General features: G+C 60.8%; 25 protein-coding genes. 12 read left to right on the plus strand and 13 right to left on the minus strand.

All coding sequences use genetic code 11. The annotated features are described in order from the left end of the window. Positions 1–16: 16 nt before the first annotated feature. From AC1RTQ_RS20890 to AC1RTQ_RS20900, 3 genes are all read right to left on the minus strand, one after another. Positions 17–409, minus strand: coding sequence for a hypothetical protein (locus AC1RTQ_RS20890; RefSeq protein ID WP_492878558.1), 393 nt, complete (start codon positions 407–409; stop codon positions 17–19). 240 nt (positions 410–649) lie between these two features. Next, positions 650–1,237: a hypothetical protein gene (locus AC1RTQ_RS20895; RefSeq protein ID WP_492878560.1), complete on the minus strand. Its 588-nt coding sequence runs from the start codon at positions 1,235–1,237 to the stop codon at positions 650–652. A gap of 49 nt (positions 1,238–1,286) precedes the next feature. Then, a complete protein-coding gene (locus tag AC1RTQ_RS20900; RefSeq protein WP_492878562.1) occupies positions 1,287–1,751 on the minus strand; it encodes a GNAT family N-acetyltransferase in 465 nt (154 codons plus the stop codon). A gap of 224 nt (positions 1,752–1,975) precedes the next feature. Here AC1RTQ_RS20900 and AC1RTQ_RS20905 point away from each other — a divergent pair, with 224 nt between their 5' ends. The 8 genes from AC1RTQ_RS20905 to AC1RTQ_RS20940 all read left to right on the plus strand — a co-directional run bounded on the left by AC1RTQ_RS20905 (position 1,976) and on the right by AC1RTQ_RS20940 (position 9,869). Beyond that, positions 1,976–4,951: a monovalent cation/H+ antiporter subunit A gene (locus AC1RTQ_RS20905; RefSeq protein ID WP_302091667.1), complete on the plus strand. Its 2,976-nt coding sequence runs from the start codon at positions 1,976–1,978 to the stop codon at positions 4,949–4,951. Continuing rightward, positions 4,951–5,316: a Na+/H+ antiporter subunit C gene (locus tag AC1RTQ_RS20910; protein WP_003057261.1), complete on the plus strand. Its 366-nt coding sequence runs from the start codon at positions 4,951–4,953 to the stop codon at positions 5,314–5,316. The genes AC1RTQ_RS20905 and AC1RTQ_RS20910 overlap by 1 nt, the downstream gene beginning before the upstream one ends. After that, positions 5,313–7,145 carry a monovalent cation/H+ antiporter subunit D gene (locus AC1RTQ_RS20915; RefSeq protein ID WP_492878564.1) on the plus strand — a complete coding sequence of 611 codons (1,833 nt, stop codon included), beginning with the start codon at positions 5,313–5,315 and terminating at the stop codon, positions 7,143–7,145. The genes AC1RTQ_RS20910 and AC1RTQ_RS20915 overlap by 4 nt, the downstream gene beginning before the upstream one ends. Then, entirely contained in the window at positions 7,142–7,642 is a 501-nt protein-coding gene (locus tag AC1RTQ_RS20920) for a Na+/H+ antiporter subunit E (protein ID WP_302091665.1), read from the plus strand. Before AC1RTQ_RS20915 ends, AC1RTQ_RS20920 begins: the two co-directional genes overlap by 4 nt. Further along, positions 7,639–7,917 carry a K+/H+ antiporter subunit F gene (locus AC1RTQ_RS20925; protein ID WP_003057255.1) on the plus strand — a complete coding sequence of 93 codons (279 nt, stop codon included), beginning with the start codon at positions 7,639–7,641 and terminating at the stop codon, positions 7,915–7,917. The genes AC1RTQ_RS20920 and AC1RTQ_RS20925 overlap by 4 nt, the downstream gene beginning before the upstream one ends. Beyond that, entirely contained in the window at positions 7,914–8,342 is a 429-nt protein-coding gene (mnhG, locus tag AC1RTQ_RS20930; RefSeq protein ID WP_492878567.1) for a monovalent cation/H(+) antiporter subunit G, read from the plus strand. Before AC1RTQ_RS20925 ends, mnhG begins: the two co-directional genes overlap by 4 nt. A gap of 53 nt (positions 8,343–8,395) precedes the next feature. Further along, positions 8,396–8,773, plus strand: coding sequence for a fluoride efflux transporter CrcB (gene crcB, locus AC1RTQ_RS20935; RefSeq protein WP_492878569.1), 378 nt, complete (start codon positions 8,396–8,398; stop codon positions 8,771–8,773). A 217-nt stretch (positions 8,774–8,990) separates the two neighbouring features. Further along, entirely contained in the window at positions 8,991–9,869 is an 879-nt protein-coding gene (locus AC1RTQ_RS20940; RefSeq protein ID WP_302091662.1) for an LOG family protein, read from the plus strand. A gap of 122 nt (positions 9,870–9,991) precedes the next feature. Here AC1RTQ_RS20940 and AC1RTQ_RS20945 read toward each other — a convergent pair whose 3' ends face one another. The 7 genes from AC1RTQ_RS20945 to AC1RTQ_RS20975 form a co-directional block, all read right to left on the minus strand. After that, entirely contained in the window at positions 9,992–10,513 is a 522-nt protein-coding gene (locus AC1RTQ_RS20945; RefSeq protein WP_492878571.1) for a DUF2199 domain-containing protein, read from the minus strand. An 11-nt stretch (positions 10,514–10,524) separates the two neighbouring features. Then, positions 10,525–11,157, minus strand: a complete 633-nt coding sequence (locus AC1RTQ_RS20950) for a DUF938 domain-containing protein (protein ID WP_492878573.1) — start codon at positions 11,155–11,157, stop codon at positions 10,525–10,527. Between the two features lie 79 nt (positions 11,158–11,236). Further along, a complete protein-coding gene (locus AC1RTQ_RS20955; RefSeq protein WP_492878575.1) occupies positions 11,237–11,821 on the minus strand; it encodes a hypothetical protein in 585 nt (194 codons plus the stop codon). 189 nt (positions 11,822–12,010) lie between these two features. Next, positions 12,011–12,730 carry a hypothetical protein gene (locus AC1RTQ_RS20960; protein WP_304349666.1) on the minus strand — a complete coding sequence of 240 codons (720 nt, stop codon included), beginning with the start codon at positions 12,728–12,730 and terminating at the stop codon, positions 12,011–12,013. Between the two features lie 300 nt (positions 12,731–13,030). Continuing rightward, positions 13,031–13,531: a GNAT family N-acetyltransferase gene (locus tag AC1RTQ_RS20965; protein ID WP_492878577.1), complete on the minus strand. Its 501-nt coding sequence runs from the start codon at positions 13,529–13,531 to the stop codon at positions 13,031–13,033. 135 nt (positions 13,532–13,666) lie between these two features. After that, the gene (locus AC1RTQ_RS20970) at positions 13,667–15,220 is read right to left on the minus strand and encodes a fumarate hydratase (protein WP_003061052.1); all 1,554 of its coding nucleotides are present in this window, start codon (positions 15,218–15,220) and stop codon (positions 13,667–13,669) included. 135 nt (positions 15,221–15,355) lie between these two features. After that, complete coding sequence (locus AC1RTQ_RS20975) at positions 15,356–17,542, minus strand: putative bifunctional diguanylate cyclase/phosphodiesterase (RefSeq protein WP_492878579.1); 2,187 nt, start codon at positions 17,540–17,542, stop codon at positions 15,356–15,358. A gap of 245 nt (positions 17,543–17,787) precedes the next feature. Between AC1RTQ_RS20975 and fumC the strand changes: the two genes are divergently transcribed. From fumC to AC1RTQ_RS20990, 3 genes are all read left to right on the plus strand, one after another. Continuing rightward, positions 17,788–19,179, plus strand: a complete 1,392-nt coding sequence (fumC, locus tag AC1RTQ_RS20980; RefSeq protein ID WP_302091655.1) for a class II fumarate hydratase — start codon at positions 17,788–17,790, stop codon at positions 19,177–19,179. Between the two features lie 105 nt (positions 19,180–19,284). Continuing rightward, positions 19,285–19,929 carry a ParB-like protein gene (locus tag AC1RTQ_RS20985; RefSeq protein ID WP_087085944.1) on the plus strand — a complete coding sequence of 215 codons (645 nt, stop codon included), beginning with the start codon at positions 19,285–19,287 and terminating at the stop codon, positions 19,927–19,929. Then, positions 19,926–21,593, plus strand: a complete 1,668-nt coding sequence (locus AC1RTQ_RS20990; protein WP_492878582.1) for a SulP family inorganic anion transporter — start codon at positions 19,926–19,928, stop codon at positions 21,591–21,593. Before AC1RTQ_RS20985 ends, AC1RTQ_RS20990 begins: the two co-directional genes overlap by 4 nt. Here AC1RTQ_RS20990 and AC1RTQ_RS20995 read toward each other — a convergent pair. Genes AC1RTQ_RS20995 through AC1RTQ_RS21005 form a run of 3 tightly spaced genes read right to left on the minus strand, consistent with a single transcriptional unit; the run spans position 21,548 to position 23,911 of the window. After that, positions 21,548–22,126 (minus strand): SMI1/KNR4 family protein, encoded by a 579-nt coding sequence (locus AC1RTQ_RS20995; RefSeq protein WP_492878584.1) that lies wholly within the window; start codon positions 22,124–22,126, stop codon positions 21,548–21,550. The two genes, AC1RTQ_RS20990 and AC1RTQ_RS20995, sit on opposite strands and share 46 nt — an antisense overlap. A 53-nt stretch (positions 22,127–22,179) precedes the next feature. Continuing rightward, positions 22,180–23,376 (minus strand): multidrug effflux MFS transporter, encoded by a 1,197-nt coding sequence (locus tag AC1RTQ_RS21000; RefSeq protein WP_492878586.1) that lies wholly within the window; start codon positions 23,374–23,376, stop codon positions 22,180–22,182. A 52-nt stretch (positions 23,377–23,428) separates the two neighbouring features. After that, positions 23,429–23,911 (minus strand): MarR family winged helix-turn-helix transcriptional regulator, encoded by a 483-nt coding sequence (locus AC1RTQ_RS21005; protein WP_492878588.1) that lies wholly within the window; start codon positions 23,909–23,911, stop codon positions 23,429–23,431. Positions 23,912–24,162: 251 nt separating this feature from the next. Between AC1RTQ_RS21005 and AC1RTQ_RS21010 the strand changes: the two genes are divergently transcribed. Beyond that, complete coding sequence (locus tag AC1RTQ_RS21010; RefSeq protein ID WP_492878590.1) at positions 24,163–26,283, plus strand: PQQ-dependent dehydrogenase, methanol/ethanol family; 2,121 nt, start codon at positions 24,163–24,165, stop codon at positions 26,281–26,283. Positions 26,284–26,290 lie beyond the last annotated feature (7 nt).

Here is a 26,290-nt window from a genome sequence, read left to right on the forward strand (position 1 = left end):
CCAGGGCTATGGTCTATCAGGAATTCGGGCTGTCCTGGGCTGCAGGCAAGCCGCAGACCGGACAGAAATTATCACCATGACCGACTTCATGCCCGGCCGGGCAGTGGCGGGTCTTGAGCATGGAAGGCCGGTTCCAGCTTGAGAAGAAGATGCAAAACGCCATGCCGTAGAAGATCATCCAGTGGCCCGAGAACATACGCAAGCCGTGTTGCTGCTTGGCCATGCCGCCCACAATGCCGAGAAAAAAGTTGGCAAAAGCGTAAATGAAGACCGCATAGGCAGAGTTGCGCATCCAGGCGGGGCAGCCTGCGAGCACCTTCTTCCAGGAAAACTGCAGGCGATCGCCGTTGTTGATGCGCTGAGCAATCAGTGCCGCAGGCACCCAGACGGCAAAAATCCCGATGGTCATGACGCTTGTGAATATCTTCAGGGCATCTTGAGGCAAATGTGTTTCAAGCGTATCGATCTGCCCCGCAAGTGCAGCCAAATGTGTGATTGCACTGAGTACAAAGCCCATTGCGGAAATCAGCATCAGTGGCGGCAGAAGAATTTGCATGGCGGCTTGAAAATACAAAAAAAGGAGCTGAAAGCGATTGTCTACTGGAGATCTCAATAGTCAAACATATGTTTTTTTATTCTGGCACAGCGGTCATTGCTCATCTTTTTGCTGTGAGGTCGCCAGGCGAATGCTGTCCACCAGCCTGCCAAAGTAGCTTTCGCGCATGGACAGCGAGGCGGGCAATGGGGCGGATGGCAGGCTGTCGTAGCCATCTTTATCAATGCAGAACTCGAAAAACAGGTAGTCAACCTCGGTCAGCTTGAGCTGATGGCGGCAGGCGTGGCGGCCCGAGCCCCGTTTTTTTTCGGCAAGAGTCTGCATGCTGGTATTGCTTCCCAGGACCGCCGTATAGGCCATGGGCAGGGTGGCCGCCAGGTTGAGCCAGAGCATGAAAGCCATAAAAGCGGTGCATAGCAAGGCCATCAGCCAGCGCTTGATGGGGCCGTAGCTGAGCCAGGGGCCTGCCGGTTGCCAAAGCCCCAGCCTATGGAGTCGCAGCCAGATGCCATAGGCTGCCGTAAGTGCCAGCGCCAGATACAGCGCGGTCAGCTGCCAATGTGCATCGGGTATGAAGCTGCGCCAGAAAATGGGGGCGAGTGCGCCCATCATCACTGCCATGAAAACGACGATCAGCCATTTCTGCGGATTGGAGGTTTCAGGTTTCCAGAGCCAGTTCATGTTTGTTGTATCGGTTGGGGTGGTGCCGGTAGTTGGGTCTGAGCCAGGTTCAAAGCGTTTTTCGCATGCGCGCGTTTTGCAGGGCAATGCCACGTACGACGGGGATTTGCCGGCGCTGTAGCTCAAAGCCGAAATGTGCGAAGAAGGGCTGGGCATTGAGACTGACATCGGCGCTCAGCTCATGCAGGCCGCTTTGCCGTGCTGCTAGCTCGATATGTGCAAGCAGCAATCGGCCCACGCCCTGGCGCGCGTATTGCGGAGCTACAAAAAAGTGGTCGATATAGCCATTGGCTTGCAGATCGGCATAGGCCATGGCCTGATCATTGTCGCAAACGGCGACAAAGGGCTGGAGCGCCTGAATGCGCTGACGCCACTGTGTCCAGTCCGGTCGCTGCGGTGCCCAGGCGTCCAGTTGCTCCTGGCTGTAGTGGTTCGCAGTCAGCTGATGAACCGCATCGTGAAACACCTGCCATAGCGCGATTTCATCTCCGCGACGATAGCTGCGTACATGCATGGCTTGGCAGATTGATTGAGTTTGGCAAAAATGGTTTGCAGCAGATGCATGACATCGGTGCAGCGCGCAAGGGCGATTGTGGAAGCACTTCTTTATCTGCATGCAACCCGCTGTTTTGATGGATTTTCTGTCATCAACTGAAGGTGAACGGCGGTCTAAAGTCTATGAAATGCTCAGGTTTTTATAGCGGAAAAAATAACGCTAACCTCTAGAATGATCCGCCCATGCCCTTGATATACCTCATCCTCCTACCTTTTGCCGGCAGCCTTTTGGCTGCTTTATTGCCTGCGAATGCGCGCAATACTGAATCAACACTCGCGGGTGTCATCGCGCTGATATGCGCAATTCAGGTAGGGATGCTGTTCCCGGAAATGGCCGATGGAGCGGTGCTCAGGCAGGAGATTTCCTGGCTGCCGGCGCTGGGGCTGAATCTGGTGATCCGCATGGACGGGTTTGCCTGGCTGTTCTCCATGCTGGTTTTCGGCATTGGTGCGCTGGTGGTGCTGTACGCGCGCTACTACATGTCGCCCACTGATCCTGTGCCGCGCTTTTTCTCGTTTTTTCTGGCTTTCATGGGGGCCATGGCGGGAGTGGTTCTCTCGGGAAATATCATCCAGCTGGTGTTTTTCTGGGAACTGACCAGTCTTTTCTCGTTTTTGCTGATTGGCTACTGGTATCACCGCAAGGACGCACGCCGGGGCGCGCGCATGGCGTTGACGGTTACGGGCACGGGCGGGCTGGCCATGCTGGTGGGCATGCTGGTGCTGGGTCACATCGTGGGCAGCTATGACCTCGACAATGTGCTGGCTGCTGGGCAGCAGATTCGCGACAGTCACCTCTATCTGCTGGCATTGGTGCTGATTTTGCTGGGTGCGCTTACCAAAAGTGCTCAATTCCCCTTCCAGTTCTGGCTGCCCAATGCCATGGCTGCGCCTACGCCTGTGTCGGCCTATCTGCACTCGGCAACCATGGTCAAGGCCGGCGTGTTTTTGCTGGCACGGCTGTGGCCGGTGCTGGCAGACACCGATGCCTGGTTCTGGTTGGTCGGTGGAGCCGGTGCCATGACGCTGCTGATCGGCGGCTATTGCGCGATGTTCCAGCATGATCTCAAGGGTTTGCTCGCGTATTCGACGATTTCGCATCTGGGCCTGATTACCTTGCTGCTGGGCCTGAACAGCAAACTGGCCGCTGTGGCCGCAGTTTTCCACATCATGAACCATGCGACCTTCAAGGCTTCGCTGTTCATGGCTGCAGGCATTGTTGACCATGAAAGCGGCACGCGTGACATCCGGCGTCTCTCGGGTCTGCGCTTCATGATGCCGATCACGGCCACGCTGGCCTGTGTGGCCAGTGCTGCCATGGCGGGTGTGCCGCTGCTCAACGGATTCATTTCCAAGGAAATGTTCTTTGCCGAGACCGTCTATCTGGATGCAGCGCCCTGGGTCAAGACTGTGCTGCCGGTGGTTGCGACTGTGGCGGGAATGTTCAGCGTGGCCTATTCGCTGCGCTTTACGTTCGATGTCTTCTTTGGGCCCCAGGCAAACGATCTCCCTCACGAGCCGCACGAGCCGCCGCACTGGATGCGTGTACCGGTGGAATTGCTCGTGCTGGCTTGCCTGATTGTCGGCATCTTCCCGGCCTGGGCGGTGGGCGGTTTTCTGGCTGTCGCTGCCACTCCAGTCGTAGGCGGTGACTTGCCGCAGTACAGCCTGGCCATCTGGCATGGCTGGAATATGCCGCTCATCATGAGCCTGGTGGCACTGGCCGGCGGTATCGTGCTCTACACCATGCTGCGCTGGCAGCGCACGGTCGGGCACTTCGACACCACGCCCGTGCTGGGCCGTGTCAGCGGTCGCAGGATCTTCGAGAATCTGCTGGCCCGCATCACCTGGCTGGGCCGGGCTGGGCGCCGCAATCTGTCCACGCGCCGCCTGCAGTGGCAGATGCTGTGGCTGGTCTGCGTTGCTCTGGTGGCAGCCGCATTGCCGATGTGGCTATGGGGCATGAAGCTGGGCAATCGCGGCACTTTGCCCGTGTCTTCGGCTTTCGTATTGCTCTGGGCAATTGGCTGCCTGTGTGCGCTGGGCACGGCCTGGAAAGCCAAGTACCACCGGATGACCGCATTGATCATGCTCGGCGGCACGGGCCTGTGCACGGTGCTGACCTTCCTCTGGTTCTCGGCTCCCGATCTGGCTCTGACCCAACTGGTGGTCGAAGTCGCCACCACGGTGCTGATCCTGCTGGGGCTGCGCTGGCTGCCCAAACGGGACAAGAATATGCGTACGGCCGATAGCGCCGATGCCAGGGCCAAGGCACGCCGCCTGCGCGATCTGGTGCTGGCGTTGATTGCCGGCGGTGGCATGGCTTGGCTGGCGTTTGCCATGATGAGCCGGCCTTTCTATGAAAGCACCTCCACCTTTTTCCTCGAGAATTCGCTGGGCGGCGGTGGCGGCACGAATGTGGTCAATGTGATGCTGGTGGACTTCCGCGGCTTCGACACCTTTGGCGAAATCGTGGTGCTGGGCATTGTGGCCATCGTCATCTATGCGCTGCTGCGCCGCTTCCGTCCTGCACGCGAGGCCATGGACATTCCGGAGCAGCAGCGTTATGTGCCTGGCGATTTGCAGACCGACCTGCTCAACCCGCGCAATGCCAGCGATACAGCCGTGGGCTACCTGATGGTGCCGGCCGTGCTGGTGCGGCTGCTGCTGCCGTTTGCGACGCTGGTGGCTGCCTATATCTTTGTGCGCGGCCATAACCAGCCTGGCGGCGGGTTTGTGGCGGGGCTGGTGTTCTCGGTCGCCTTGCTGATGCAATACATCATCTCGGGCACGCATTGGGTGGAGGCGCACCTGCCGCTGTATCCACGTCGCTGGATTGCCGCGGGTCTGTTGTTTGCGCTGGGCACGGGCCTGGGCTCGGTGGCCGTTGGCTACCCTTTCCTGACCAGCCACAGCTTTGACTTTTCGCTGCCGTTGGTGGGACATGTGCATTTCGCCAGTGCCACGTTCTTCGATATTGGCGTGTTTGCGTTGGTGGTGGGATCCACCATGCTGATCCTGACAGCGATCGCTCACCAGTCGGTGCGCGGACATCGCTTCCATGCGCGCTTGCTGGAAGAGCAGGAACAAGAGGCCAAGAAGGCCGAGGCCGAGGTGCAGGCTGCCACAGCTGCAGCACTGGCAAGGGGAGGTATTTAATGGAAATCGTTCTGGCCATTGCCATCGGTGTGCTCACCGGCTCCGGCGTCTGGCTGCTGCTGCGCCCGCGTAGCTACCAGGTCATCATGGGGCTGGCGCTGCTGTCCTATGCCGTCAATCTGTTCATCTTCTCCATGGGCCGTCAGGGCCTGTCGATCAACAAGGTGCCGGTGCTGCAAAACGGTGTGCCGACCGATTTGTCGCACTATGCAGACCCCATGCCTCAGGCCCTGGTGCTGACCGCCATCGTCATCGGCTTTGCCATGACGGCGCTGTTCCTGGTCGTGCTGCTGGCATCGCGCGGCGCTTCCGGCAATGACCATGTGGATGGCGCGCACTCGCGAACCGAACAGGAAATGCTATGAGCGGGTGGATTGAGCGTCTGATGCCGCACCTGATGCTGGCCCCCATCATGCTGCCCATGCTGACGGCAGCGCTGATGCTGTTTTTGCGCGAGGAGCGCCAGCGCCTGAAGCTGGGCATGAACATCCTGTCCACCACGATCAGCCTGGTGATCGTGGTCATGCTGCTGGGCTGGACCAACCAGGCGGGCTCTGCCGTCACCATGTCGGTCTATATGCCCGGCAACTGGCCGGCGCCCTTTGGCATCGCGCTGGCGCTGGACAGGCTGACTGCCCTGATGCTGCTGGTCACCTATGTGGTGGCACTGGCCGCGTTGGTGTTTTCCGCTGCGCGCTGGCACAAGGCCGGAGTGCACTTCCACCCCTTGTTCCAGCTGCAGTTGATGGGGCTCAGCGGTGCCTTCATCACGGCAGACCTGTTCAATCTGTTTGTGTTCTTCGAGATCATGCTGGCAGCCTCTTACGGTTTGCTGCTGCATGGCTCCGGCAGCACGCGCATTCAGGCCGGTCTTCACTACATCGCCATCAATCTGGCCGCGTCTTCGCTGTTCCTGATCGGCGTGTCCATGCTCTACGGCATTACCGGAACGCTCAATATGGCCGATCTGGCCCGCGCCATTCCGCAGGTGCAGGACGCCGACCGCGGCCTGCTGCATGCGGCAGCGGGCGTGCTGGGAACGGCCTTTCTGATCAAGGCGGCGCTATGGCCGCTGAACTTCTGGCTGGTGCCGGGCTACAGCGCGGCGACTGCACCGGTGGGAGCCTTGTTTGCGCTCATGACCAAGGTGGGGGTCTATGTCATCTTGCGCCTGTGGACCTTGCTGTTCAGCTCGGAAGCCGGGGCATCGGCCCTGTTCGGCAGCACTTGGCTGATCGTGGGCGGCATGCTGACCATGGCCTTTGGCGCGATAGGGATGCTCGGCTCGCAACGGTTGACCCATCTGGCGGGCTTCGCCGCCATTCTTTCGTCCGGCACCCTGCTGGCCGCAACGGGCTTCGGGCAGAACCTGCTGACGGCCGGGCTGCTGTATTACCTGCCGGGCTCCACGCTGGCCGTGGCGGCCCTGTTCCTGATTGCCGATGTGGTGGACCGCTGGCGCGTGGATGACGATGCGGGCGAGCCCTATGAGGACAATGAAGCGCCGTTCCTCAATGCAGAGCTGTTGCCCACCGAAGGCTTCAATCTCGACGATGAGGAAGAGCTCATGATCGGCCGGGCTTTCCCGGCTGCGGCGGCTTTTCTGGGCCTGAGCTTCATGGCCTGCACCTTGCTGATCTCGGGCCTGCCGCCACTGTCCGGCTTTCTCGGCAAATTCGCCATGCTGACCAGTTTGCTCAATCCGCTGGGCATGGGGACCTCCAGTGGTGTGAAGGCCGGTCCGCTGGGCTGGAGCATGGTGGCCTTGCTCATCATCACCGGTTTGATGGCGTTGGTGGCCCTCACGCGCGCTGGCATCCGACACTTCTGGGCCAATCCGGAGCAGAGCGCGCCATCACTCAAGGTGGCGGAAGGCCTGCCCATCGCTGCGCTGCTGCTGTGCTGTATGGTGCTGACGGTCAAAGCCGATGACGTGATGCGCTATACCCAGCGAGCGGCCAATGCACTGCATTCGCCCGATGTCTATGTGCGTACCGTCTTGGGTCTTACCCCGGTACCTGCGCCCAAGGAAAAGAAGGCTCAGGAGGCCGCGGGTCCCGAGGCGGCGGCACGTGCTGCAGCACTGGAAATGCAGGCACAGCCCGTCCCCGGTATTGGCGATGAAAGCGAAGCTGGGCAGGATGCCGCTACTCAGACCGCGGCATCGGCTCAGAAAGAGGAGGGCCGCCCATGAAGACCGTCATGAAATCCATCTTCCCGGCACCGCTGCTGTCGATAGCGCTGCTGGTGCTATGGCTGCTGCTCAACCGATCGGTCAGTGCCGGCCAGATCTTGCTGGGCCTGATCCTGGGTCTGTTGATTCCCGTGCTGCTGCGCGGCCTGCGCCCCTTGCCGGTGCGAGTCAGCCATCCGCTGAGCATTCTCAAGCTGGCATTCCGTGTGGTCTGCGATACCTCGGTCTCCAACTTCAACGTGGTGCGTTTTCTGTTGTTGCCGCGCATGCGCAAGCATCCGGCGGCCTTTGTCCATATTCCGCTCGAGCTGCGCGATCCCAACGGGCTGGCGGTGCTGGCCATGATTGTCTGCCTGACGCCCGGCACGTCCTGGGCCGAGATTTCGCGTGACCGCTCCATGCTGCTGCTGCATGCGCTGGAGGTGGAGGATGCCAAGAAGCTGGCCGACTTCGTGAAGTCCCGCTACGAAAGCCTGCTGATGGAGATTTTTGAATGAACCCCTGGTTTTATTGGGTGCTGATGGCATCTCTGGTCATGCTGCTGGCGGCCATGGGCTGCTCGGTGCTGCGCCTGCTCAAGGGGCCGCATGCGCAAGACCGCGTGCTGGCGCTGGACTGCATGTACCTCAACGGCATGCTGGCCATGCTGGTCATGGGCATTCTGTATGACAGCACCAACTACTTCGAGGCGGCCTTGCTGGTGGCTCTGTTCGGCTGCGTCGGCTCCACGGCCATGGCCAAGTTCCTGCTGCGCGGCGAGGTGATCGAATGAGTACCGATGTCATTGGCGTGGATCTGCCGCTGTGGGCCCAGATTCTGGTGGCGGCCCTGGTGTTCGCAGGCTCGTTGATTGCGCTCATGGGCTCCGTGGGTTTGCTGCGGCTCAAAAGCTATTTCGAGCGCGTGCACGCGCCCTCCATCATCGCCACCATGGGCTGCTGGCTCATCATGCATGCCACCTGGATTTATTTTTCCGTCAGCGGCCAGGGCTTTGTCATGCACTCGGTGCTGATTGCCATCTTCATTGCCGTGACCGTGCCCATCACCACCATCTTTCTCATGCGCGCGGCGCTGTTTCGCTCGCGCCGTGCGGGAGAGAGCGTGCCGCCCACGCTCAGCAACCTGGTGCGCAACGAACCCCTGGACGAAGAAGAGGCCGCCGAGGCCGTTGAGAAGTCTGTGGCGAATAAAGCCTGAAATCCTGCCGCCCAAGCCTCTCAGGGCCGCAGCCTTGCGCTAGATTGGCAGCCATGCTCAATATTGTTGCCATCTGCATCGGTGCCTGCCTGGGCGCCCTGTCGCGCTGGGGGTTGGGAATATGGCTGAGTGCCGGCTCCAGCATGCCCTGGGGCACTCTTGCCGCCAATCTGATCGGCGGCTATCTGATCGGCGTCTTCATCGCGCTGTTTCAGGCCATGCCCCAGCTGGATCCGGCCTGGAAACTGGCCATCATCACCGGCTTTCTTGGTGCTCTGACCACGTTCTCCAGCTACTCGGCCGAGGTCATCGGCCTGCTGCAGCAGCAGCGCCTGGTCGCAGCCCTGGGCTGGGCCAGCGTACATCTGGTGGGCTCTCTGTTCATGACCTACATGGGTATGCTCAGCTGGAGCATCGGGTTCAGCCGTTAAGCTGGCAGACCATTTGCCACTATTGCGGCAAACTGCTTCAGCGTTTAGAGGCGAAATACTCTCATGGGCTATAGCTTTGTGAGCGTATAGTGCAAGCATCATCTGCACTACAGGTGCATTTGAGCTTGAAGTACTTGACGGATGGGCGGTCAGCGCTACGAAATCTTTAGGGATTGCTGTAGTCCGTGCTGCTCAGCATTCTAAGAACCGAGGGTCCATGCAAATTTCTTCACCCCTGTCCGATACCGATCTGGCCAATGCCTGGGCCGAGCTGCACAACCAGGCCCATAACGGCAAAGAGCTGGAGCCTCAATCCAACCGCCTTGCATTCGCCGATCCGGAGTTCATGTTCCGCCGCGAAACCCGTGGCATCCGCATGCAGCTGGAAATGCTCAAGCCAGATCTGACCCAGATCGAGCGCGGCATCGAGCACACGGTGGTTGTCTACGGCAGCGCACGCTTTGTGGATATGGAGCAGGCGCGTCAGCAGCTTGCACAAGCCAAGGCCAGCGGCGATACCCAGCGCATGGCGCTGGCTGAGCGCGGCATGCGCAATGCCGAGCGCTATGAGGCGGCACGCGCTTTTGCGCGCATCGTGGCGACCGAAGGCATGAAGCAGGCACCCGGCGAGCGCGTCTACATCTGCACAGGCGGTGGTCCCGGCATCATGGAGGCGGCCAACCGCGGCGCGCATGATGCAGGAGCTCCCAATGTGGGGCTGAACATCTATCTGCCGCATGAACAGCATGGCAACCCTTACATCACGCCGGGGCTGAGCTTCAAATTCCACTATTTTGCGCTGCGCAAAATGCATTTCATGATGCGTGCCAAGGCGCTGGTAGCCTTCCCTGGCGGCTTCGGCACCATGGACGAGCTGTTTGAGGTGCTGACGCTGGTGCAGACCCACAAGAGCAAGCCCGTGCCCGTGATTTTGTTCGGCACGGAGTTCTGGAAACGGGTGCTGAACTTCGATGTGCTGGTGGAAGAGGGCACTATTTCCGCCAAGGATCTGAACCTGTTCCGCTACACCGACGATCCGGCCGAGGCCTGGTCCTTCATTCAGCAGTTCTACCAGAGCGGCTGGAATAACGGATAAGCGCTCACGCCTGATCCCATAAAGACCAGAAGCCGCCAGAAGATTTTCCTCTGGCGGTTTTTTGTTGCTCATCAATGGACACCGATAGCTCTTGATGAGCCAGTGCCTGGGCCTTGCTCGGCTTACAGGCCATGCAGCGATTGCTCGGCCAGTTGCTGGGCACGCGCGATCGAAATGCCTTCATGCTGATCGACGACCAGCGCATCGCTTTGCTCATCGCTGCGGTGCAGCACCACGCGAGGGCGTGTACCGTCGGCCTGGATATGCACATCGGCCGGGCGTGACTTTTGCGTGGGGTAGACAGCAATCAGATTGGACAGCCAGCCAAAGAAAATAGGGTCTTCGGGCGGTTTGTCGAAGGAGTCCAGATAGCGCTGAAAACTGGCTTCGCTGGCCGAGACCCAGATGCCCCAGAGAAAGGGCTCGTCCACGCCATGAATCGGAACTTCCAGAATGGCGCGCACATAGTATTGCGTGCCTTTGGGGTGGGCGATGACGCAGAGGTCGTCGCTCAGCTCGGCCCATTCCTCGCGCTCTTGCTCGTTCAGGCGTCTGTAGGGCGCAGGGGCATCGAAAGCAAAGCTTGGCGATCCTTCGTGAATCTCATCGCATTTGCTGCATTGGTAGGCAAAGATGGCGGCCATGGAGAGAGCTTTCAGCGTTTGCGAAAGAGCAGCGTGCGGTTGTTGGCCGGCATGGCCTGATCGAGTTCAAGCTGCAGGCCGTGCTGAGCGGCCAGGGCCTCGATGGCTTCAAAGTCGCGCAGGCCGCTGCGCGCATCACGCTGGCGCAGCCAGGCGTCGAAGGCGCGGTTGCTGTCGCTGGTGAAATGGCCGCCATAGTTGAACGGGCCATAGATGGCAAACACGCCGCGTTCGGGCAAGTGCGAGCCCACCAGCCCGAACATGTGCTGCACCAGCGGCCAGGCCACGATATGACAGGTATTGCTGGTAAAGACGGCATCAAAGCCTGATGGATCCGTAGTGGTGGGCCAGGCATCGGTCGCCAGGTCGAACTCCAGCGGAGCACGCAGATTGGGTGCTCCGTGGGCGGCGTGCCAAGCCTGGATGCCTGCATGACTGTCGAGCAAGTCGCTGGTCTGCCAGATCAGCTGCGGCAGGCGCGGTGCGAAGTGCACACTGTGCTGGCCGGTGCCGGAGCCTATCTCCAGCACATGCCTGCTGTGCTGAAAGGCGGACTTCAGCACCTCGAAAATAGCGGCCTGATTGTTTTCGCAGGCCTGGGAGAAAGGCAGTTGCGGGGCTGTCGATGGAAGGTTTGGGGTCATGAGGGGCTTGGCGGGCAGACAGGGGAAATCGTACAGACATCTTCTCCCGAAATGCCAAGTCCGAGCACTGCGATAGCCTTCACGGCTTGAAGCGCAGCCTGATCTCGGGTCGTACGTTCAGGCTGCCGATTTTCCAGCTGTACGCGCCCAGGCCCAGCGTGGGCGTGGAGCTGGCGTTTTGCGAGAGTACCTCGGCATTGCCGGGCAGGCTGATCTTCAGGCTGCCGTTCATGGTGATGCCCAGTTGCGCGAAGTCTCTCTTTTCCTTGTCCTTGAGCGGCTTGGCGGCAATCGTCATCACGCCATTTCTGTCCGTCTGCACGGTGAACATGTCCAGCAATCTCAGGCCTTCACCGGGCTTTCGCTGGCCGGCAATCTCCAGCGCATAGCGTGCATTGCCTTTGTAGACGGCTTTCCTGACCTCGGGTTCGCGGCTCAGTTGCTGCGCTTGCGCCGCCAGCTCCTGGTGCTCTCTCTCGCTCAGCACGCCTTGTTTTCTGAGCTTCATCACTGCCATGGCATTGACTACCGTGCCGTCAAAGTGGTAGCTGTAGCTGCCATCGGCTTGCACTTCCACGCTGGCGGAGAAGCGCTCGGGTACCAGGCAGGCGGTCAGCAAGGCGACGAGGGCGGTGGTCGCCAACAGCGCAAAGAGCTTGTGCATGAGGACTCCTTTTGAGCCGCATTGCAGTGGCTCAGGGGGCAGAGGTTTGAGTCATCCTAGGGCAAACAGGGCATGTGCCAATAGGGGCTGCCATCAAGGCTGCGCGGAGTCGTGCCGGAAGAATATTCAAAAACAGTAGCCGAAAGCGATTGCTACATAAGGGATAGAGACCTGGGGCTGTAGCGATCTTCACTTGGATTTTGACTCGGCTTTGAGCTGGCTGATGGCTTCCTGAAAGCCCTGCAGATACTTGGTGCGCGTCTGCTCGGCCAGGGCAGGCCATTGCGCGGCTGGCAGGCTCAGAGATTCCATCGTCAGCCTGGCGGCCAGTTGCGGGTCCCGGGAGGCCTGAACCGCCTGCATGCCGTGCAGGTTGATCCAGTGCGGGTCGTAGGCGTGGGGCGTGCGGCGATCCCAGTCCACGACCCTGGCGATCAACTCCTGAGCCTTGTCCAGATCCTGGAACAGGTGGCGATTGATGGGGGCTCCATAACTCTGGTTCATCACATCGACCGCTTGCCTGGCAGTGACGTCAGCACAGCGATTGGCGTCGAAGCGGGCACGCAGCTGGCCGGCGTAGAACCAGAAGGCCGCCTCATCCCTCAGACCTGCCTTGAACAGTGTTTGCGACAGCACATAGAACACGGGCGGTTGAAAGCGCTCGGGCGCGGCGCGTACGCGCTCGAGCACAGATTGCTGCTGCTGAGGCGTACCCTGCGACAGCAAGCGAAGAGCTTCCTGCCCCAGTCTGGTGTCGATCTGCGCATAGACCCCCTGGGGGACCAGTGCCTGAGTCGCAGGGGAAGGCAATGGCTTGGGCGCAGCCGATGGCTGCTGAGTCTGTGCGGAAGCAAAGCCCGATAGCGCCACCAGCGCACCGGTCACCATCTTTGCTGCGACATGGCTCATGCTGAACTCCTTGTGCTTGCGATGCAAATCATTCTGGACGGTGTCAGACAACTACCCAATCTGTCGCATATCTTAAATAGCATGCTTGGTATCTGTGTCTCGTATTTACCAAGAAGCCCTGATTTCAATGAAGACGAGGTGTCGCGTTGCCGTAAAGCCCAAAAGCTTTGCTTGCTGGTGGGGGCGATAGGCCCAATGCAGGTCTGGCCGGCACATCGGCTTTGTCATCGGTGCTGCGCCAATGGCAGAGAACCGATGCAGCCTCGCCGCCGAGCCGACAGACTGTCAATACCGCTAGGCTCAGTCCCGGGCATTGAATGCCCTGTGATAACTCACTTCGCCTTGTGGCAGCGGGCCTTTGAAAGACAGGGCTTGAAAGTACTCGGCAGGCACTCCGGGCAGCACCAGGCCCTGTAACGTCCGGAAACCAAAGCGCCGGTAGTAGTCAGGATCACCAAGCAGCACGCATCCCTGCGCAGACTGCGCTTGCAGAGCGCTGATGGCTGCCTGCATGAGTGCACTGCCAATACCCTGTCGCTGTTTTTGGGGAAGGACGCAGATGGGCCCCAGGCCAAACCAGTGCTGGCTGCCGTCGCTGATGTTGACGGGTGAGATGGCGACATGGCCGACGATTTGCTCGTCAATCTCTGTGACAAGGGACAGGGCAAGAGCCCCGGCTGCGCGCAGCTCACGCACGATGAAATGCTCGGTGTGATCGGTATGCGGTGCGTCTTTGAAGGCCTGGATCGTCACCTGCTCGATTGCCTCAGCATCGGTGGGCAGTTCTGCTCGGATATGCATGGGTTGGACTGGGTCCTAGAAAAATCCCGGGAAAAGGCCCATTCGGCCCATCAGCCTATTGAAACTGCTTTCTTAAAGTTGCGGAACAAAAAAACCGCCCGAAGGCGGTTCTTTATGGCGGGGCCTGCAGGGTGATTACACACCGGCCACTTCAATGCCCTTGAATTCCCCGGTCGCAATCTTTTCCTTCCAGATGGCGGGGCCGGTGATATGGGCGCTGGTGCCGCCGGCATCCACGGCCACCGTGACAGGCATGTCGACCACGTCGAATTCATAGATGGCTTCCATGCCCAGGTCTTCAAAGCCCACCACCTTGGCTTGCTTGATGGCCTTGGAGACCAGGTAGGCGGCGCCGCCCACGGCCATCAGGTAAGCGCTCTTGTGCTTCTTGATGGCCTCGATGGCGACGGGGCCGCGCTCGGACTTGCCGATCATGGAGATCAGGCCGGTCTGGGACAGCATCATGTCGGTGAACTTGTCCATGCGGGTAGCCGTGGTGGGGCCTGCAGGGCCAACCACTTCGTCGCGAACGGGGTCCACGGGGCCGACGTAGTAGATCACGCGGTTGGTGAAGTCCACGGGCAGCTTTTCGCCCTTGGCCAGCATGTCCTGGATGCGCTTGTGGGCGGCATCACGGCCGGTCAGCATCTTGCCGTTGAGCAGCAGTGTGTCACCGGGCTTCCAGCTGGCCACTTCTTCCTTGGTCAGATTGTTCAAATCGACCTTCTTGGACTTGTTGTAGTCGGGGTGCCAGTCGATCTTGGGCCAGGTGTCCAGCGAGGGGGCATCCAGGTGCACGGGGCCGGATCCATCCATCACGAAGTGGGCGTGGCGGGTGGCTGCACAGTTGGGAATCATGGCCACGGGTTTGGAGGCCGCGTGCGTGGGGTACATGTTGATCTTGACGTCCAGCACCGTGGTCAGGCCGCCCAGGCCTTGGGCGCCGATGCCCAGGGCGTTGATCTTCTCGAACAGCTCCAGACGCAGCTTTTCCACGTCGTCGAGCTCAGCACCGCTGGCAGCTTTTTGCTGCAGCTCGTACATGTTGAGGTCTTCCATCAGGCTTTCCTTGGCCAGCAGCACGGCCTTTTCAGCCGTGCCGCCGATGCCGATGCCCAGCATGCCGGGCGGGCACCAGCCTGCGCCCATGGTGGGGACGGTCTTCAGAACCCAGTCCACGATGTTGTCGCTGGGGTTCATCATGATCATCTTGGACTTGTTCTCGGAGCCGCCGCCTTTGGCGGCCACGGTCACGTCCACCTTGTCGCCGGGCACGATCTGCACATTGATCACGGCGGGGGTGTTGTCCTTGGTGTTCTTGCGCTTGAACTGGGGGTCGGCCACGACGGAGGCGCGCAGCGTGTTGTCGGGGTGGTTGTAGCCACGGCGCACGCCTTCGTTGATGGCGTCTTCCAGCCCCATGGTGAAGCCTTCCCACTTGACGTCCATGCCCACTTTCAGGAACACGTTGACGATGCCGGTGTCCTGGCAGATGGGGCGCTGGCCGGTGGCCGCCATCTTGGAATTTGTGAGGATCTGAGCCATCGCATCCTTGGCCGCAGGGCTTTGCTCGCGTTCATAGGCGCGGGCCAGATGCTGGATGAAATCCGGCGTGTGGTAGTAGCTGATGTACTGGAGGGCACCTGCGATCGAATCGATCAGGTCCTGCTGGCGGATGGAGGTGGTCATCGTGAAGCTTCTCGGGGGTTGCAATCTGTACGCGTGGGGCGCGTACGGTAAACCCATCGATTATCGGCCCAGACGGCAAATCTTGCAGCCATAACCCAGCAGTCTTATATATGACTGGTGGTGGCTGTGCGGCGCTCAGCTGGTCAGTGCGCCGAGGATGGAGGCCGAGAAATCGGCCTGGCCGCCTCGGCGATCGTCTCTGGCCCAGGCCAGAAGGCTGTCCGCCGGCATGGGGCGCGCATAGAAGTAGCCCTGAAGCTCATCGCATTGCATGTCGATCAGAATGTCCCGCTGGCCCGCAGTTTCCACACCTTCGGCCACCACGCGCAGGCCCAGGGCATGGGCCAGGCGCACGACGGCGTGGACCACGGCGCGGGCATCTTCCTCGGTTTCCAGGTCGCGGATGAAGCTGCGGTCGATCTTCAACTGCTGGGCGGGAAGCTGACGCAAATAGTTGAGGCTGGAGTAGCCGGTGCCGAAGTCGTCGATCGAGAGAAAGATGCCGATGCTGCGCAATTCCTCGATTGCGCGCTGCGTGGCCTGGGTGTCTTCCATCGCCACGGATTCGGTGATCTCGCACAGCAACTGGCTGGCCTGTACATCGTGGCGCAGCAGCGTCTGGGTGATGCGATCTGCCAGGCCGCTTTCGCGCAACTGGTGCACGGAGAGATTGATCGCCACCCGCATCTGCAGCCCCATATTGCGCCACTGGGCCAGCTGGCGGCAGGCTTCTTCGATCACCCAGTTGCCCAGGCTGTTGATGATGCCGAAGCGCTCGGCCAGGGGGATGAAGATATCGGGCGCAATCATGCCGCGTTCGGGATGAGCCCAGCGCAGCAGTGCCTCTACCCCGATGATGTTGCCGCGCTCGCTGTCGATCTTAGGCTGGTAATGCAGCTCCATCTGACCGCGCTGAATGGCGTAGCGCAGGTCGTTTTGAAGTTCCAGCTGCTCGGATGCATCGCTGCCCATATGCGGCTCGAACACTGCAAAACTGTTGCCGCCGTTGCGTTTGGCTGCGTACATGGCGGCATCGGCGTTGGCGATCAGGTGGTCGCGGTCACCATGGTCGGGAAAGGCCACGATGCCGATGGAACAGGTGATCTGCAGCTCCTTGTTGCCTAGCCGAAAGGGCTGACTAAGCGCCTTGAGAATTCGGTTGGCTACTGCCATGCATGCGGCCACGTCCTGGGTGTCTTCCAGCAGCACCAGGAATTCATCCCCGCCCACGCGGGCCACGGTATCGCTGCTGCGGGCTTCCGCAGTCAGCCGCTCTGCGGCGCTGATGAGGATCTGATCGCCTGCGGCGTGGCCAAAGGAGTCATTGATGGGCTTGAATCCGTCCAGATCCACAAACAAGATTCCCAGCCGCTCCTTGATTCGTGAGCGGTTGGCGCGCTCCAGGCGCAGCAGGGCGTGGATGAGACGATCTTCAAACAGCAGGCGGTTGGGCAGATTGGTCAACGGGTCTGCAAAGGCGCGCTGGCGCAACTCGGTATTGGCCAGTTGCAGCTTGGCATTGGTTTCCTGCAGCGATTGATTGAGCTTGAAGGCAGTGCTTTGCAGGCGGGCATCGAGCAAGGTGCTGAACATCGCCGCAATCAGCAGCATGACCGTGGTGATGATGATGATGGTGGTGAGCTCGGGGCCGCTCAGGGCTTCCGCACTCAGGCAGACCGAGCCACTGGCAAAGCTGGCTGCCGACATCCCGGTGTAGTGCATGCCGCAGATGGCAAAGCCCATGATCAGTGCCGCCAATGTCTGAAATAGCCACAGCCGCTTGCCGGAGAGCGAAAACAGCGCGCGAAACAGAGTCAGCGCCGTGGCCGAGGCCAGTACTGCGACCAGAGCGGAGGTCGCCACCAGCGGCCAGTCCCAGGCAATCGGGATGGACATCTCGATGGCGAGCATGCCCAGGTAGTGCATGGCGCAGATGCCGCCGCCCATGAGCAGCGAGGCGCCCAGAAAATGAGGCCAGCGGTATTCGACCCGGGTTGCCACTCCAAAGGCCAATGCCGATGCCGAGACTGCCGCGACCCAGGAGGCCAGCGTCAGAGCACCGCCGTAGCCCAGTGTGATGGGCAGCTCAAACGCCTGCATGCCGATGAAGTGCATGGCCCAGACCCCCGTGCCCATCACCATGGCGCCGATGGCCCACCAGATGCGTCCGATTCTGCCTGAGGCCATGCGCATGCGACGGACCAGGCCCAGCGTCACAAAAGAGGCAAATACCGCGATGACGATGGAGACACACACCATCATCGTGCTGTAACTTGATGTCATGACGGTGGTGGCGATGGGGGTGGAAAAATCAGTGAACATTGATGTGGCGGGCCCGCAAGGCCGGTCGGATTCTCTGCCCGATATTGATTTAATGTAACTATGTATGTCTGGCCTTGCCGGCGCAGGGGTGTTGGCTCGATTGTGCTTGCCGCCTGTCGGGCTGAGCTAGCATGGACCGGTTGTGGAAGTGGCCTGCCTGGCGGTGGGCCGACTTCCGTTTGCGGCCAACGGCAGCCAGATTTCTTCAGCCAGCTGCGCCGAGTTGTATTGCAAGGAGCGATTCCATGACAGTCACCCGCCAGGAAAAAGATACTTTTGGCCTGATCGATGTACCCGCCAACAAGCTTTGGGGCGCGCAGACGCAGCGCTCGCTGCAGAATTTTGACATCAGCGGCGAGCAGCAACCGCGTGAAATCATTGCTGCGCTGGCGCAGGTCAAAAAGGCCTCCGCCAGCGTCAACCAGGCGCTGGGTCTGCTGGACGAGAGAAAATCCAGAGCCATCAATTCGGCCGCCGATGAGGTGCTCGCGGGCAAGCACCCCGATGAGTTCCCCCTGGTGGTCTGGCAGACCGGCTCCGGCACGCAGACCAATATGAACGTCAACGAGGTGCTGGCCAACCGGGCCAGCGAGCTGATGGGCGGCGAGCGCGGTGAAGCCCGTCTGGTGCACCCGAATGACGATGTGAACAAGAGCCAGTCCAGCAACGATGTCTATCCCACGGCCATGCATGTGGCGGCGGTGACGGCCATTGAGCACAAGCTGCTGCCTGCCATCGCCAAGCTGCGACTCACGCTGCTGGCCAAGAGCGAAGCCTTTGCCGATATCGTCAAGATCGGTCGCACGCATTTGCAGGACGCCACGCCGCTGACGCTGGGTCAGGAAATATCCGGCTGGGTGGCCCAGCTGGCCCATGGCGAAGCCCATGTGCGGGCCGCATTGCCGCATCTGTATGAGCTGGCCCTGGGAGGAACGGCCGTGGGTACTGGGCTGAATGCCCCCAAGGGCTACGCCGAAGGCGTGGCGGCGGAACTGGCCAGACTGACGGGCTCCCCGTTTGTCACCTCGCCCAATAAGTTCGAGTCTCTGGCGAGCTGCGACGGCTTGGTTTATGCGCATGGTGCTCTCAAGACGCTGGCCGCAAGCCTGATGAAAATCGCCAACGACGTGCGCTGGCTGGCATCCGGGCCGCGCAGCGGCCTGGGCGAAATCTCGATCCCGGAGAACGAGCCGGGTTCGTCCATCATGCCGGGCAAGGTCAACCCCACGCAGTCCGAAGCCGTGACCATGCTTTGTGCCCAGGTGTTCGGCAACGATGTGGCCATCAATTTCGGCGGAGCCTCGGGCAATTTCGAGCTCAACGTGTTTCGCCCAATGGTGGCGCACAACTTTTTGCAAAGCGTGCGTCTGCTGGCCGATGGCATGCTCAGTTTCAATGATCACTGTGCCGTGGGCATAGAGCCTAACCGCGCGCGCATCGAAGAGCTGGTGGGCCGTTCGCTGATGTTGGTGACGGCGCTCAACACCCATATCGGCTACGACAAGGCTGCCTATATCGCCAAGAAGGCGCACAAAGAGGGTACGAGCCTGCGCGAAGCCGCCATTGCCAGCGGACATGTGACGGGCGAGCAGTTTGACCAGTGGGTGGTGCCTGCAAATATGGTGGGTAATCTCTGAAGATTGGTGAGCGCTGACTGTTTTTGAAAAAGAGCCCGCAAGTCGGGCTCTTTTCTTTTGCCTTGCCTCTGCCCACAATGGCTGATCTCAATCAAGGGAGTCGGCATGAGCGCACAGCAGCACCTGGAGCAGGTATCTCTTTCCGATCTGCGCCCTACGCAGATGACGGTGGGCGCGGCGGAGGTGGCGCTCAAGCGCGCCGAGTGGGCCAGGCTCAAACCCAAGGCGCGGGGCAAGCTGCTGCTCAGCCACTGGTTTCCGGCGGTCAAAGGCCCCAAGGGGCTGCACTACATCGTCGACCACCACCATCTGGGGCAAGCGTTGTGGCAGGAGCAGGTGACATCGGTCTGGGTTATGCAGCTGGCGGACTTCAGCGCCATGGAGATGGGTATGTTCTGGCGGCTCATGGAGTTTCACCAGTGGGCCCATCCGTACAACGACAAGGGCGAGCGCTGCGAGTTCTCGGCCATTCCCAAGCAGCTTGAGCGACTCAAGGACGACCCCTATCGCAGCCTGGCCGGAGAGGTGCGCAAGGCCGGTGGTTATGCCAAAGAGGCTGCACCCTATACCGAATTTCTCTGGGCCGATTTCTTTCGCCCGCTGTTTCGCAAAAGCGATCTGCGCAGCAGCGGCGGGCAAGGCCTGCCTGAATCGCTGGTGACCGAGGCTGTGGCACTAGCGCGCAACCCCAAGGCGCAGTTTTTGCCCGGCTGGTCAGGTGTGACCAGCAATCTGCACAAGCCTTTATGACTGCGCGCTGGATGCTTGCCGGCGCGGACTGGATTGCGGGCCTGTCTATCGCGGGGCTGCTGCTGCCCGAGGCCGTGGCCTATTCTGGCATTGCCGGTGCGCCGCCCCAGGCCGGGGTGATTGCGCTGTTTGCGGGCTTGCTGGTCTATGGGCTGCTCGGTACCAGCCGCTTTGCGATTGTGTCGTCGACCTCATCCTCAGCGGCTGTGCTGCTGGCTGCCACGGGCTCGGTGCTGCATGTCTCGGCCGATCATCGCGCGCTCATGGGTGTGGCCATGGTGCTGGTTGCTGGTGTGATGTTTGTGCTGGCGAGCCTGCTACGGCTGGGCGGCATCTCGCAATTCATTGCCAAGCCCGTGCTGCGCGGCTTTGCCATTGGTCTGGCGCTGACCATTGTGGTCAAGCAACTGCCATTGGCTGTGGGCGTGCATCCCGCGCACAGCGACTTTCTGCATTTCAGCAGGGACTTGATCGCGCTGCTTCCGCACTGGAACTGGTATGGCCTGACCATGCTGCTTGTGGCCTTGCTGGCGCTGCGGCTTCTGGCGCGGTGGAAGGCCGTGCCCGGTGCTTTGCTGGTGATTGCGGCGGGCATTGCGCTCGATGCACTGGGCTTTTGCAGGAGCTGGGGCATAGCGCCTGTGGGTTCGCTGCAACTGGGTGCTGCGCATCTGGCCCTGCCTGAGCTGGACTGGGCCGACTGGCTGCGCGTGGGGCAGCTGGCTGTGGCGCTGGCCTTGATTCTGTATGCCGAGTCATACAGCTCCATCCGCTCGCTGGCGCTGCGCCATGGCGATGGGGTGAACAGTAACCGCGATCTGCTGGCGCTGGGCGGCGCCAATATGGCCTCGGCCTTGTTTCAGGGCCTGCCTGTGGGTGCGGGGTTTTCGGCCAGCTCGGCCAATGAGGTGGCTGGCGCGCAGACCAAGGCCGCAGGCCTGATTGCCTGCGCCGTGGTGGCCGTGCTGGTGTGGCAGTTGCTGCCCTGGATGGAGCGAATCCCTGAGCCCTTGCTGGCCGCCATCGTCATTCATGCGGTGGCGCATTCGCTCAACTGGCGCACGCTGCAGCCTTATTTCATCTGGCAGCGTGATCGCGCCGTGGCGCTCACAGCTTTTGCTGCCGTGATTGTGCTGGGTGTGCTTGATGGCCTGCTGCTGGCTATGGTGGTCAGCATTGTGATGCTGCTCAAGCGCATGGCCCAGTCCCATGTCAGCGAGCTGGGGCGGCTGGTGGGCAGCCATGATTTTGTGGACCGCCAGCGCCACCCAGAAGCGCAACCTGTGCCGGGTCTGCTGATTTTGCGGCCCGAGGAAGGCCTGTTCTTTGGCAATGCCGAGGCCGTGATGAGCGATATCCGCGCGCGCGCGGCGCAAGCTGCAGGTGTGCATGCCGTGGTGCTGAGTCTGGAAGAAAGCCCTGATCTGGACAGCACCGGCATTGAGGCACTGGGCGAGCTGGCGCGTCAGCTGCAGCAAGCCGGGGTGCTGCTGCGGCTGGCCCGCGTCAAGGACAGTCTGCGCGAGCTGCTGCAGCGCGTGCAGATGCCGGGGCTCAACCCCGACTGCTATTCAGCCTGGAGTGTGGACGATGCCGTGCAGGCCTTGACCGCCGATTTTCACCAGGTGCCCGGCGGTGCCACGCAGCCTGCGTCTTCGATATAGACATGCTTGCCTTGCTCCAGCTCGTCGGCCAGTAGCTCCAGCCAGGCCGAGAAGCTGGGTGCAAACACGCCCTTGGGGCCTGCCTCGTGATCAAACTCGATGATCTGGCCCGCATGGCCACCAGCCGCTGGCGCAAGGTCCAGCATGGCACCATCGCCGCAGTTGTCGGTCAGAGGAATACGCAGTGCATCCCAGTACACGGGGCGCAGGGGGCCTTGCAGATAGTCAGGGTGGTAGTCCGGGCCAAGCCCCCACCTTTCGCTCTTTTGCATGTCCGCATACATCTGCCAGACCTCCAGCATGCGCTGTGTGGACAGCAGCTCGCCAAAGTACAGCAGATAGGCCTCATTGGCCGCGCCGTTGTGCAGGGCCAGTGACTCACGCACATCGTCCGGCAGGCGCTGACCCAGGGCGGCTTCCAGCTCGGCCATTTCTGCCTCGCTGGCGCCATCGGCCAAGACCAGAGTGTCTTTGGGTGTGTTCTGGGCATACCAGGCGCCGATGCGCTGCCAGCTTTGGGCGATGGATGACATGGTGCTCCTAGAATCTGTTTGCTACTGAATATATAGCTGTTTACGATTTTCCATCAGGCGCTAGAGGCCGGTTTCATCTTGAGCGCGCTGCGAAAGCCCAGCTGACCCACGATGCAGGCAATCAGCAGCACTGTAAAAGCCGATAGCGCCGGGCTGCCGCCCAGGCTGGCTCCAAGCGTGCACAGGCCTCCCACGGCCATCTGGGAGAAGCCGTAGACTCCGGCGGCCGACCCCGTCAAATCGCTGTGTACGCCCAGAGCCTTGGAGAGTGCGGCGGGGCTGGTCATGCCTGAGCCCAAGGTAAACAGCAGCATCAATGTCACTACAGCGGGTACGTTGATCAGCTGCAGCAGTGTCAGGACTACCAGTGCTGCCGCGCAGCCCAGGCTCAGCATATTACCGCCCAGTATCAGCCGCTCCAGGGGCCAGCGTTTGATGAGCTGGCGTGCCAGCGCATTGCCTGCTGCCATGCCGGCCATCAGCACCCCCAGGTAGATGCCAAGCTGCGCCTTGCTGGTGTGCAACTGCTCGATGAAGATGAACGGCGCTGCAGCAATAAAGGCGTACATGGATGTGGTGGCGCTACCGCCGCCTATGGCGAAGCCCAGAAACTGGGGTGAACCCAGCAAGGTTCGATAGTCATTGCGCACGGTGCGCCAGTTCAGCTTGCCGGTGGGGTGACCGGTCTCAGGAAGCAGGCGCCAGACTCCGATGGCCGTTAACGCCCCCATGAGCGCCAGCACCGCAAAAATGATGCGCCAGCCGAACAGTGCATCCAGACCTGAGCCTATGGAGGGGGCGATGCCCGGGCCAATCATCATCATGAGATTGAGCAAGGCCAGGCTGCCTACGGCGGTTTCGGGTGTCGCAGTGTCGCGGGCAATGGCGCGGCCCAGTGCCAGGCCGGCGCAGCCGCCCAGAGCCTGAATCAGGCGCGCGCCAATCAGCATATTTGCGCTGGGGGCCAGAAAGGCCGCAAGGCTGGCGACGGTGTAGAGACACAAGCCGACAAGCAACAGGGGCCGGCGGCCCAGTGCATCCGACATGGGGCCGTAGATCAGCTGGCCCAGTGCCAGGCCGAGGATGTAGACGGTAATGGTTTGCTGCATCTGTCCGCTGCTGGCGCCGAAGTGGCGAGCTGCATCGGGCAGAGCCGGGATGAACATATGCATGGCCATGGTGCCAGCAATGGTGACCATGACCAGCAGCCAGAGCGGCGCTTTGCGGACAGGGGTGACAGGACTATGCATACAAGTGAAATCCGAAACTAGCGGTGTGGGTTCTGTTGCGTGTGGCGCTAGTTCAGCTCTCGGGCTGGGAGCCCGCGCTGGCGCTCGCTTCCAGAGCAGCCATCTTTTCCAGCATGGTTTCCAGTGCATCCAGTGTGGCATCCAGCAAATCGGGGGGAAGCTCCTGCATGACTTCGCTGCGGACATCCGCCACGATTGTCTTGACGGTCTCGACCTGAAGTAGCCCGGCCGCCGTGAGCTGTATGCGCTTGACGCGCCGATCTGCATCATCGATGCGTTCCACCCAGCCTTGGGCCTGAAGGCCGTCAATCAGGCGCACGATGGAAGAGCTGTCCAGCGCCAGCGCCAGAGCAAGGTCCTTTTGCCGCATGGCACCCGCACTGCGCTCCAGGTGGACCAGGGGCAGCCACAGCGCCTGCGTCAGACCCAAGGGTGCCAGGACCTTGTCCAGCGTGCGGCGCCATTGCTTGTTGACCTGCGCCATGACGAACATGAGCTGACGCTGACGGCTGGGCAGTGAGGCGGGGCTGGACATTCCGAATGCATTTAAATGGTTGGTATTCAAATTATTGCGCAAACACTATTTATCTTGTTAACAGGGTTTTAGGAAAGGATGTGGTGGCCTGACTGTCGTCAGACATGGCACCTTGTCGAATGTGCAGTGCATCGTCCAGATGGAGTGCGGATTTGCCTGTGATGTGAACAGCTCCTGCTTGCTCAACAATTTCCTGATTGCTGATGGAAGAGATGCGGCAAAACGACAACTCACCACAGGAGACAGACTCTATGCAAAGCCCTGCGTGCATTCGATCCCTGCACAGGCCAAACCGGCGTTTGGTGACCCTGGCCGTTGCAGGATTGCTGGGCTGGCTGTCCATACTGGCGCTGGCTGCGCAGCAGGTGGATGACGCTCATATTGAAGCCAATGCCAGGACTGGCAAGGAGTGGCCAAGTCATGGGCTGAACTATCAGGAAAATCGCTTCAGCCCGCTCAAGCAGATCCACAGTGGCAATGTGGACCAGTTGGACCTGGCCTGGTCGTACAAGCTCGATTCGTCGCGTGGCGTGGAAGCTACACCCGTCGTGGTGAATGGCGTGATGTATGTCTCCGCTCCCTGGAGCGTGGTGCATGCGGTGGATGCGCGCACGGGCAAGGCGCTGTGGACCTACGACCCACAGGTGCCCCGCGAGATGGCCTACAAGGGCTGCTGCGATGTGGTCAACCGCGGGGTGGCAGTCTACAAGGGCAAAGTGTTTGTGGGTGCCTTCGACGGGCGGCTGATTGCGCTTGACGCTGTCACGGGCCGTCGGGTCTGGTCCACGGACACCATAGACAACAAGAATTTCTCATACACCATCACGGGTGCTCCGCGCGTGTTCAAGGGCAAGGTCTACATCGGCAATGGCGGCGCCGAATATGGTGCTCGCGGTTATGTGACGGCCTATGACGCCGAGACCGGCAAGCACGTTTGGCGCTTTTATACCGTGCCAGGCGATCCAGCCCAGGCTTATGAGAGCAAGGCTCTGGAGGAGGCGGCCAAAACTTGGGATCCGGCAGGCAGGTATTGGGAGAGCGGTGGTGGCGGAACGGTCTGGAACTCGCTGGTGTTCGATCCTGAACTTAATCAGATGTATATCGGCGTGGGCAATGGCTCACCCTGGGCGCACCGCAAGCGCAGTCCTGCCGGGGGAGACAACCTCTATCTGGGCTCAATCGTGGCGCTGGATCCGGACACGGGTGCCTACCAATGGCATTACCAGGAAACACCGGGCGACAACTGGGACTTCACTTCCTCCCAAGATATCGTGCAGGCAGACATCAGGCTTGACGGCAAGCTGCGCAAGGTGCTGTTGCATGCGCCCAAGAATGGCTACTTTTTTGTGATTGATCGCCAGAACGGCCAATTCATCTCCGCGAGAAACTTTGTACCCGTGAACTGGGCCAAGGGCTATGACGCCAGGGGCCGCCCCATCATGGAGGAAGCCGTGCGCGTCGCGGGCAAGGCCGAGATCATTCCCGGCCCGCTGGGAGCGCACAACTGGCATTCCATGGCCTATAGCCCCCAGACGGGGCTGGCCTATATTCCGGCCCAGCATATTCCCACGGCGATGGCCGACGATCCGGACTGGACCGGCTTCAATAGCAATACGCCGGGCCAGTTTATGAGCAATAACGGCTGGAACACAGGACGCGTGATGCTGGAGCCCCGCAGCCTGCCCTTTGGCAGATTGATTGCCTGGGACCCGGTACGGCAAAAAGAGGTCTGGCATCAAAAGCATGTCTCGCCCTGGAATGGCGGCACGCTGGTGACGGCCGGTGATCTGGTCTTTCAGGGAACGGCCGATGCACGGCTGGTGGCCTATCACGCCAGAAGCGGCAAAAAGCTCTGGGATGCCCCCATGGGCAGCGGCGTGATTGCGGCGCCGGTGAGCTATGAACTGGACGGCAGGCAATATGTCTCGATTGCCGTGGGCTGGGGTGGTGCTTTTGGCCTGGGTGACCGCGTGGCCGACTTCAGGAGCCCCGGCACGGTCTATAGCTTTGCGCTGGGAGGCAAGGCCCCCATGCCGGAACGTGTGGCCTACCAAATGAATGCCCTGATCGGTGGACTCAAGTACGACCCGCAACTGGTGCCGGCGGGTGCCGCACTCTACAACAGCAACTGCATTGCCTGTCACGGCTACCCGGGCGTCAGCAAGGGCGGAGCCCTGCCTAGCCTGACCTATCTGCCTGCGGCCATGATTGACAATTTGGGCAGCTTCATCATCAACGGCCCGGCCATCTCACGCGGCATGCCCGATTTTGCGGGCAAGCTCAGCGATCAGGATGTGCAAAAGCTGCGCGCCTTCATTCTCGCAATGGCAGATGCTGTAAGGCCGGGCCTGCAGGCAGAAAAAGGCCGGTAGGCGCACT

This window comes from Comamonas sp. GW821-FHT11H03 (assembly GCF_058807955.1).

Excerpts from the sequence above, each read along its gene's own strand:
- AC1RTQ_RS20890 (WP_492878558.1), bottom strand. The coding sequence starts at position 409 with ATGACCATCGGGATTTTTGCCGTCTGGGTGCCTGCGGCACTGATTGCT.
- AC1RTQ_RS20895 (WP_492878560.1), bottom strand. The coding sequence starts at position 1,237 with ATGAACTGGCTCTGGAAACCTGAAACCTCCAATCCGCAGAAATGGCTG.
- AC1RTQ_RS20900 (WP_492878562.1), bottom strand. The coding sequence starts at position 1,751 with ATGCATGTACGCAGCTATCGTCGCGGAGATGAAATCGCGCTATGGCAG.
- AC1RTQ_RS20905 (WP_302091667.1), top strand. The coding sequence starts at position 1,976 with ATGCCCTTGATATACCTCATCCTCCTACCTTTTGCCGGCAGCCTTTTG.
- AC1RTQ_RS20910 (WP_003057261.1), top strand. The coding sequence starts at position 4,951 with ATGGAAATCGTTCTGGCCATTGCCATCGGTGTGCTCACCGGCTCCGGC.
- AC1RTQ_RS20915 (WP_492878564.1), top strand. The coding sequence starts at position 5,313 with ATGAGCGGGTGGATTGAGCGTCTGATGCCGCACCTGATGCTGGCCCCC.
- AC1RTQ_RS20920 (WP_302091665.1), top strand. The coding sequence starts at position 7,142 with ATGAAGACCGTCATGAAATCCATCTTCCCGGCACCGCTGCTGTCGATA.
- AC1RTQ_RS20925 (WP_003057255.1), top strand. The coding sequence starts at position 7,639 with ATGAACCCCTGGTTTTATTGGGTGCTGATGGCATCTCTGGTCATGCTG.
- mnhG (WP_492878567.1), top strand. The coding sequence starts at position 7,914 with ATGAGTACCGATGTCATTGGCGTGGATCTGCCGCTGTGGGCCCAGATT.
- crcB (WP_492878569.1), top strand. The coding sequence starts at position 8,396 with ATGCTCAATATTGTTGCCATCTGCATCGGTGCCTGCCTGGGCGCCCTG.
- AC1RTQ_RS20940 (WP_302091662.1), top strand. The coding sequence starts at position 8,991 with ATGCAAATTTCTTCACCCCTGTCCGATACCGATCTGGCCAATGCCTGG.
- AC1RTQ_RS20945 (WP_492878571.1), bottom strand. The coding sequence starts at position 10,513 with ATGGCCGCCATCTTTGCCTACCAATGCAGCAAATGCGATGAGATTCAC.
- AC1RTQ_RS20950 (WP_492878573.1), bottom strand. The coding sequence starts at position 11,157 with ATGACCCCAAACCTTCCATCGACAGCCCCGCAACTGCCTTTCTCCCAG.
- AC1RTQ_RS20955 (WP_492878575.1), bottom strand. The coding sequence starts at position 11,821 with ATGCACAAGCTCTTTGCGCTGTTGGCGACCACCGCCCTCGTCGCCTTG.
- AC1RTQ_RS20960 (WP_304349666.1), bottom strand. The coding sequence starts at position 12,730 with ATGAGCCATGTCGCAGCAAAGATGGTGACCGGTGCGCTGGTGGCGCTA.
- AC1RTQ_RS20965 (WP_492878577.1), bottom strand. The coding sequence starts at position 13,531 with ATGCATATCCGAGCAGAACTGCCCACCGATGCTGAGGCAATCGAGCAG.
- AC1RTQ_RS20970 (WP_003061052.1), bottom strand. The coding sequence starts at position 15,220 with ATGACCACCTCCATCCGCCAGCAGGACCTGATCGATTCGATCGCAGGT.
- AC1RTQ_RS20975 (WP_492878579.1), bottom strand. The coding sequence starts at position 17,542 with ATGTTCACTGATTTTTCCACCCCCATCGCCACCACCGTCATGACATCA.
- fumC (WP_302091655.1), top strand. The coding sequence starts at position 17,788 with ATGACAGTCACCCGCCAGGAAAAAGATACTTTTGGCCTGATCGATGTA.
- AC1RTQ_RS20985 (WP_087085944.1), top strand. The coding sequence starts at position 19,285 with ATGAGCGCACAGCAGCACCTGGAGCAGGTATCTCTTTCCGATCTGCGC.
- AC1RTQ_RS20990 (WP_492878582.1), top strand. The coding sequence starts at position 19,926 with ATGACTGCGCGCTGGATGCTTGCCGGCGCGGACTGGATTGCGGGCCTG.
- AC1RTQ_RS20995 (WP_492878584.1), bottom strand. The coding sequence starts at position 22,126 with ATGTCATCCATCGCCCAAAGCTGGCAGCGCATCGGCGCCTGGTATGCC.
- AC1RTQ_RS21000 (WP_492878586.1), bottom strand. The coding sequence starts at position 23,376 with ATGCATAGTCCTGTCACCCCTGTCCGCAAAGCGCCGCTCTGGCTGCTG.
- AC1RTQ_RS21005 (WP_492878588.1), bottom strand. The coding sequence starts at position 23,911 with ATGTCCAGCCCCGCCTCACTGCCCAGCCGTCAGCGTCAGCTCATGTTC.
- AC1RTQ_RS21010 (WP_492878590.1), top strand. The coding sequence starts at position 24,163 with ATGCAAAGCCCTGCGTGCATTCGATCCCTGCACAGGCCAAACCGGCGT.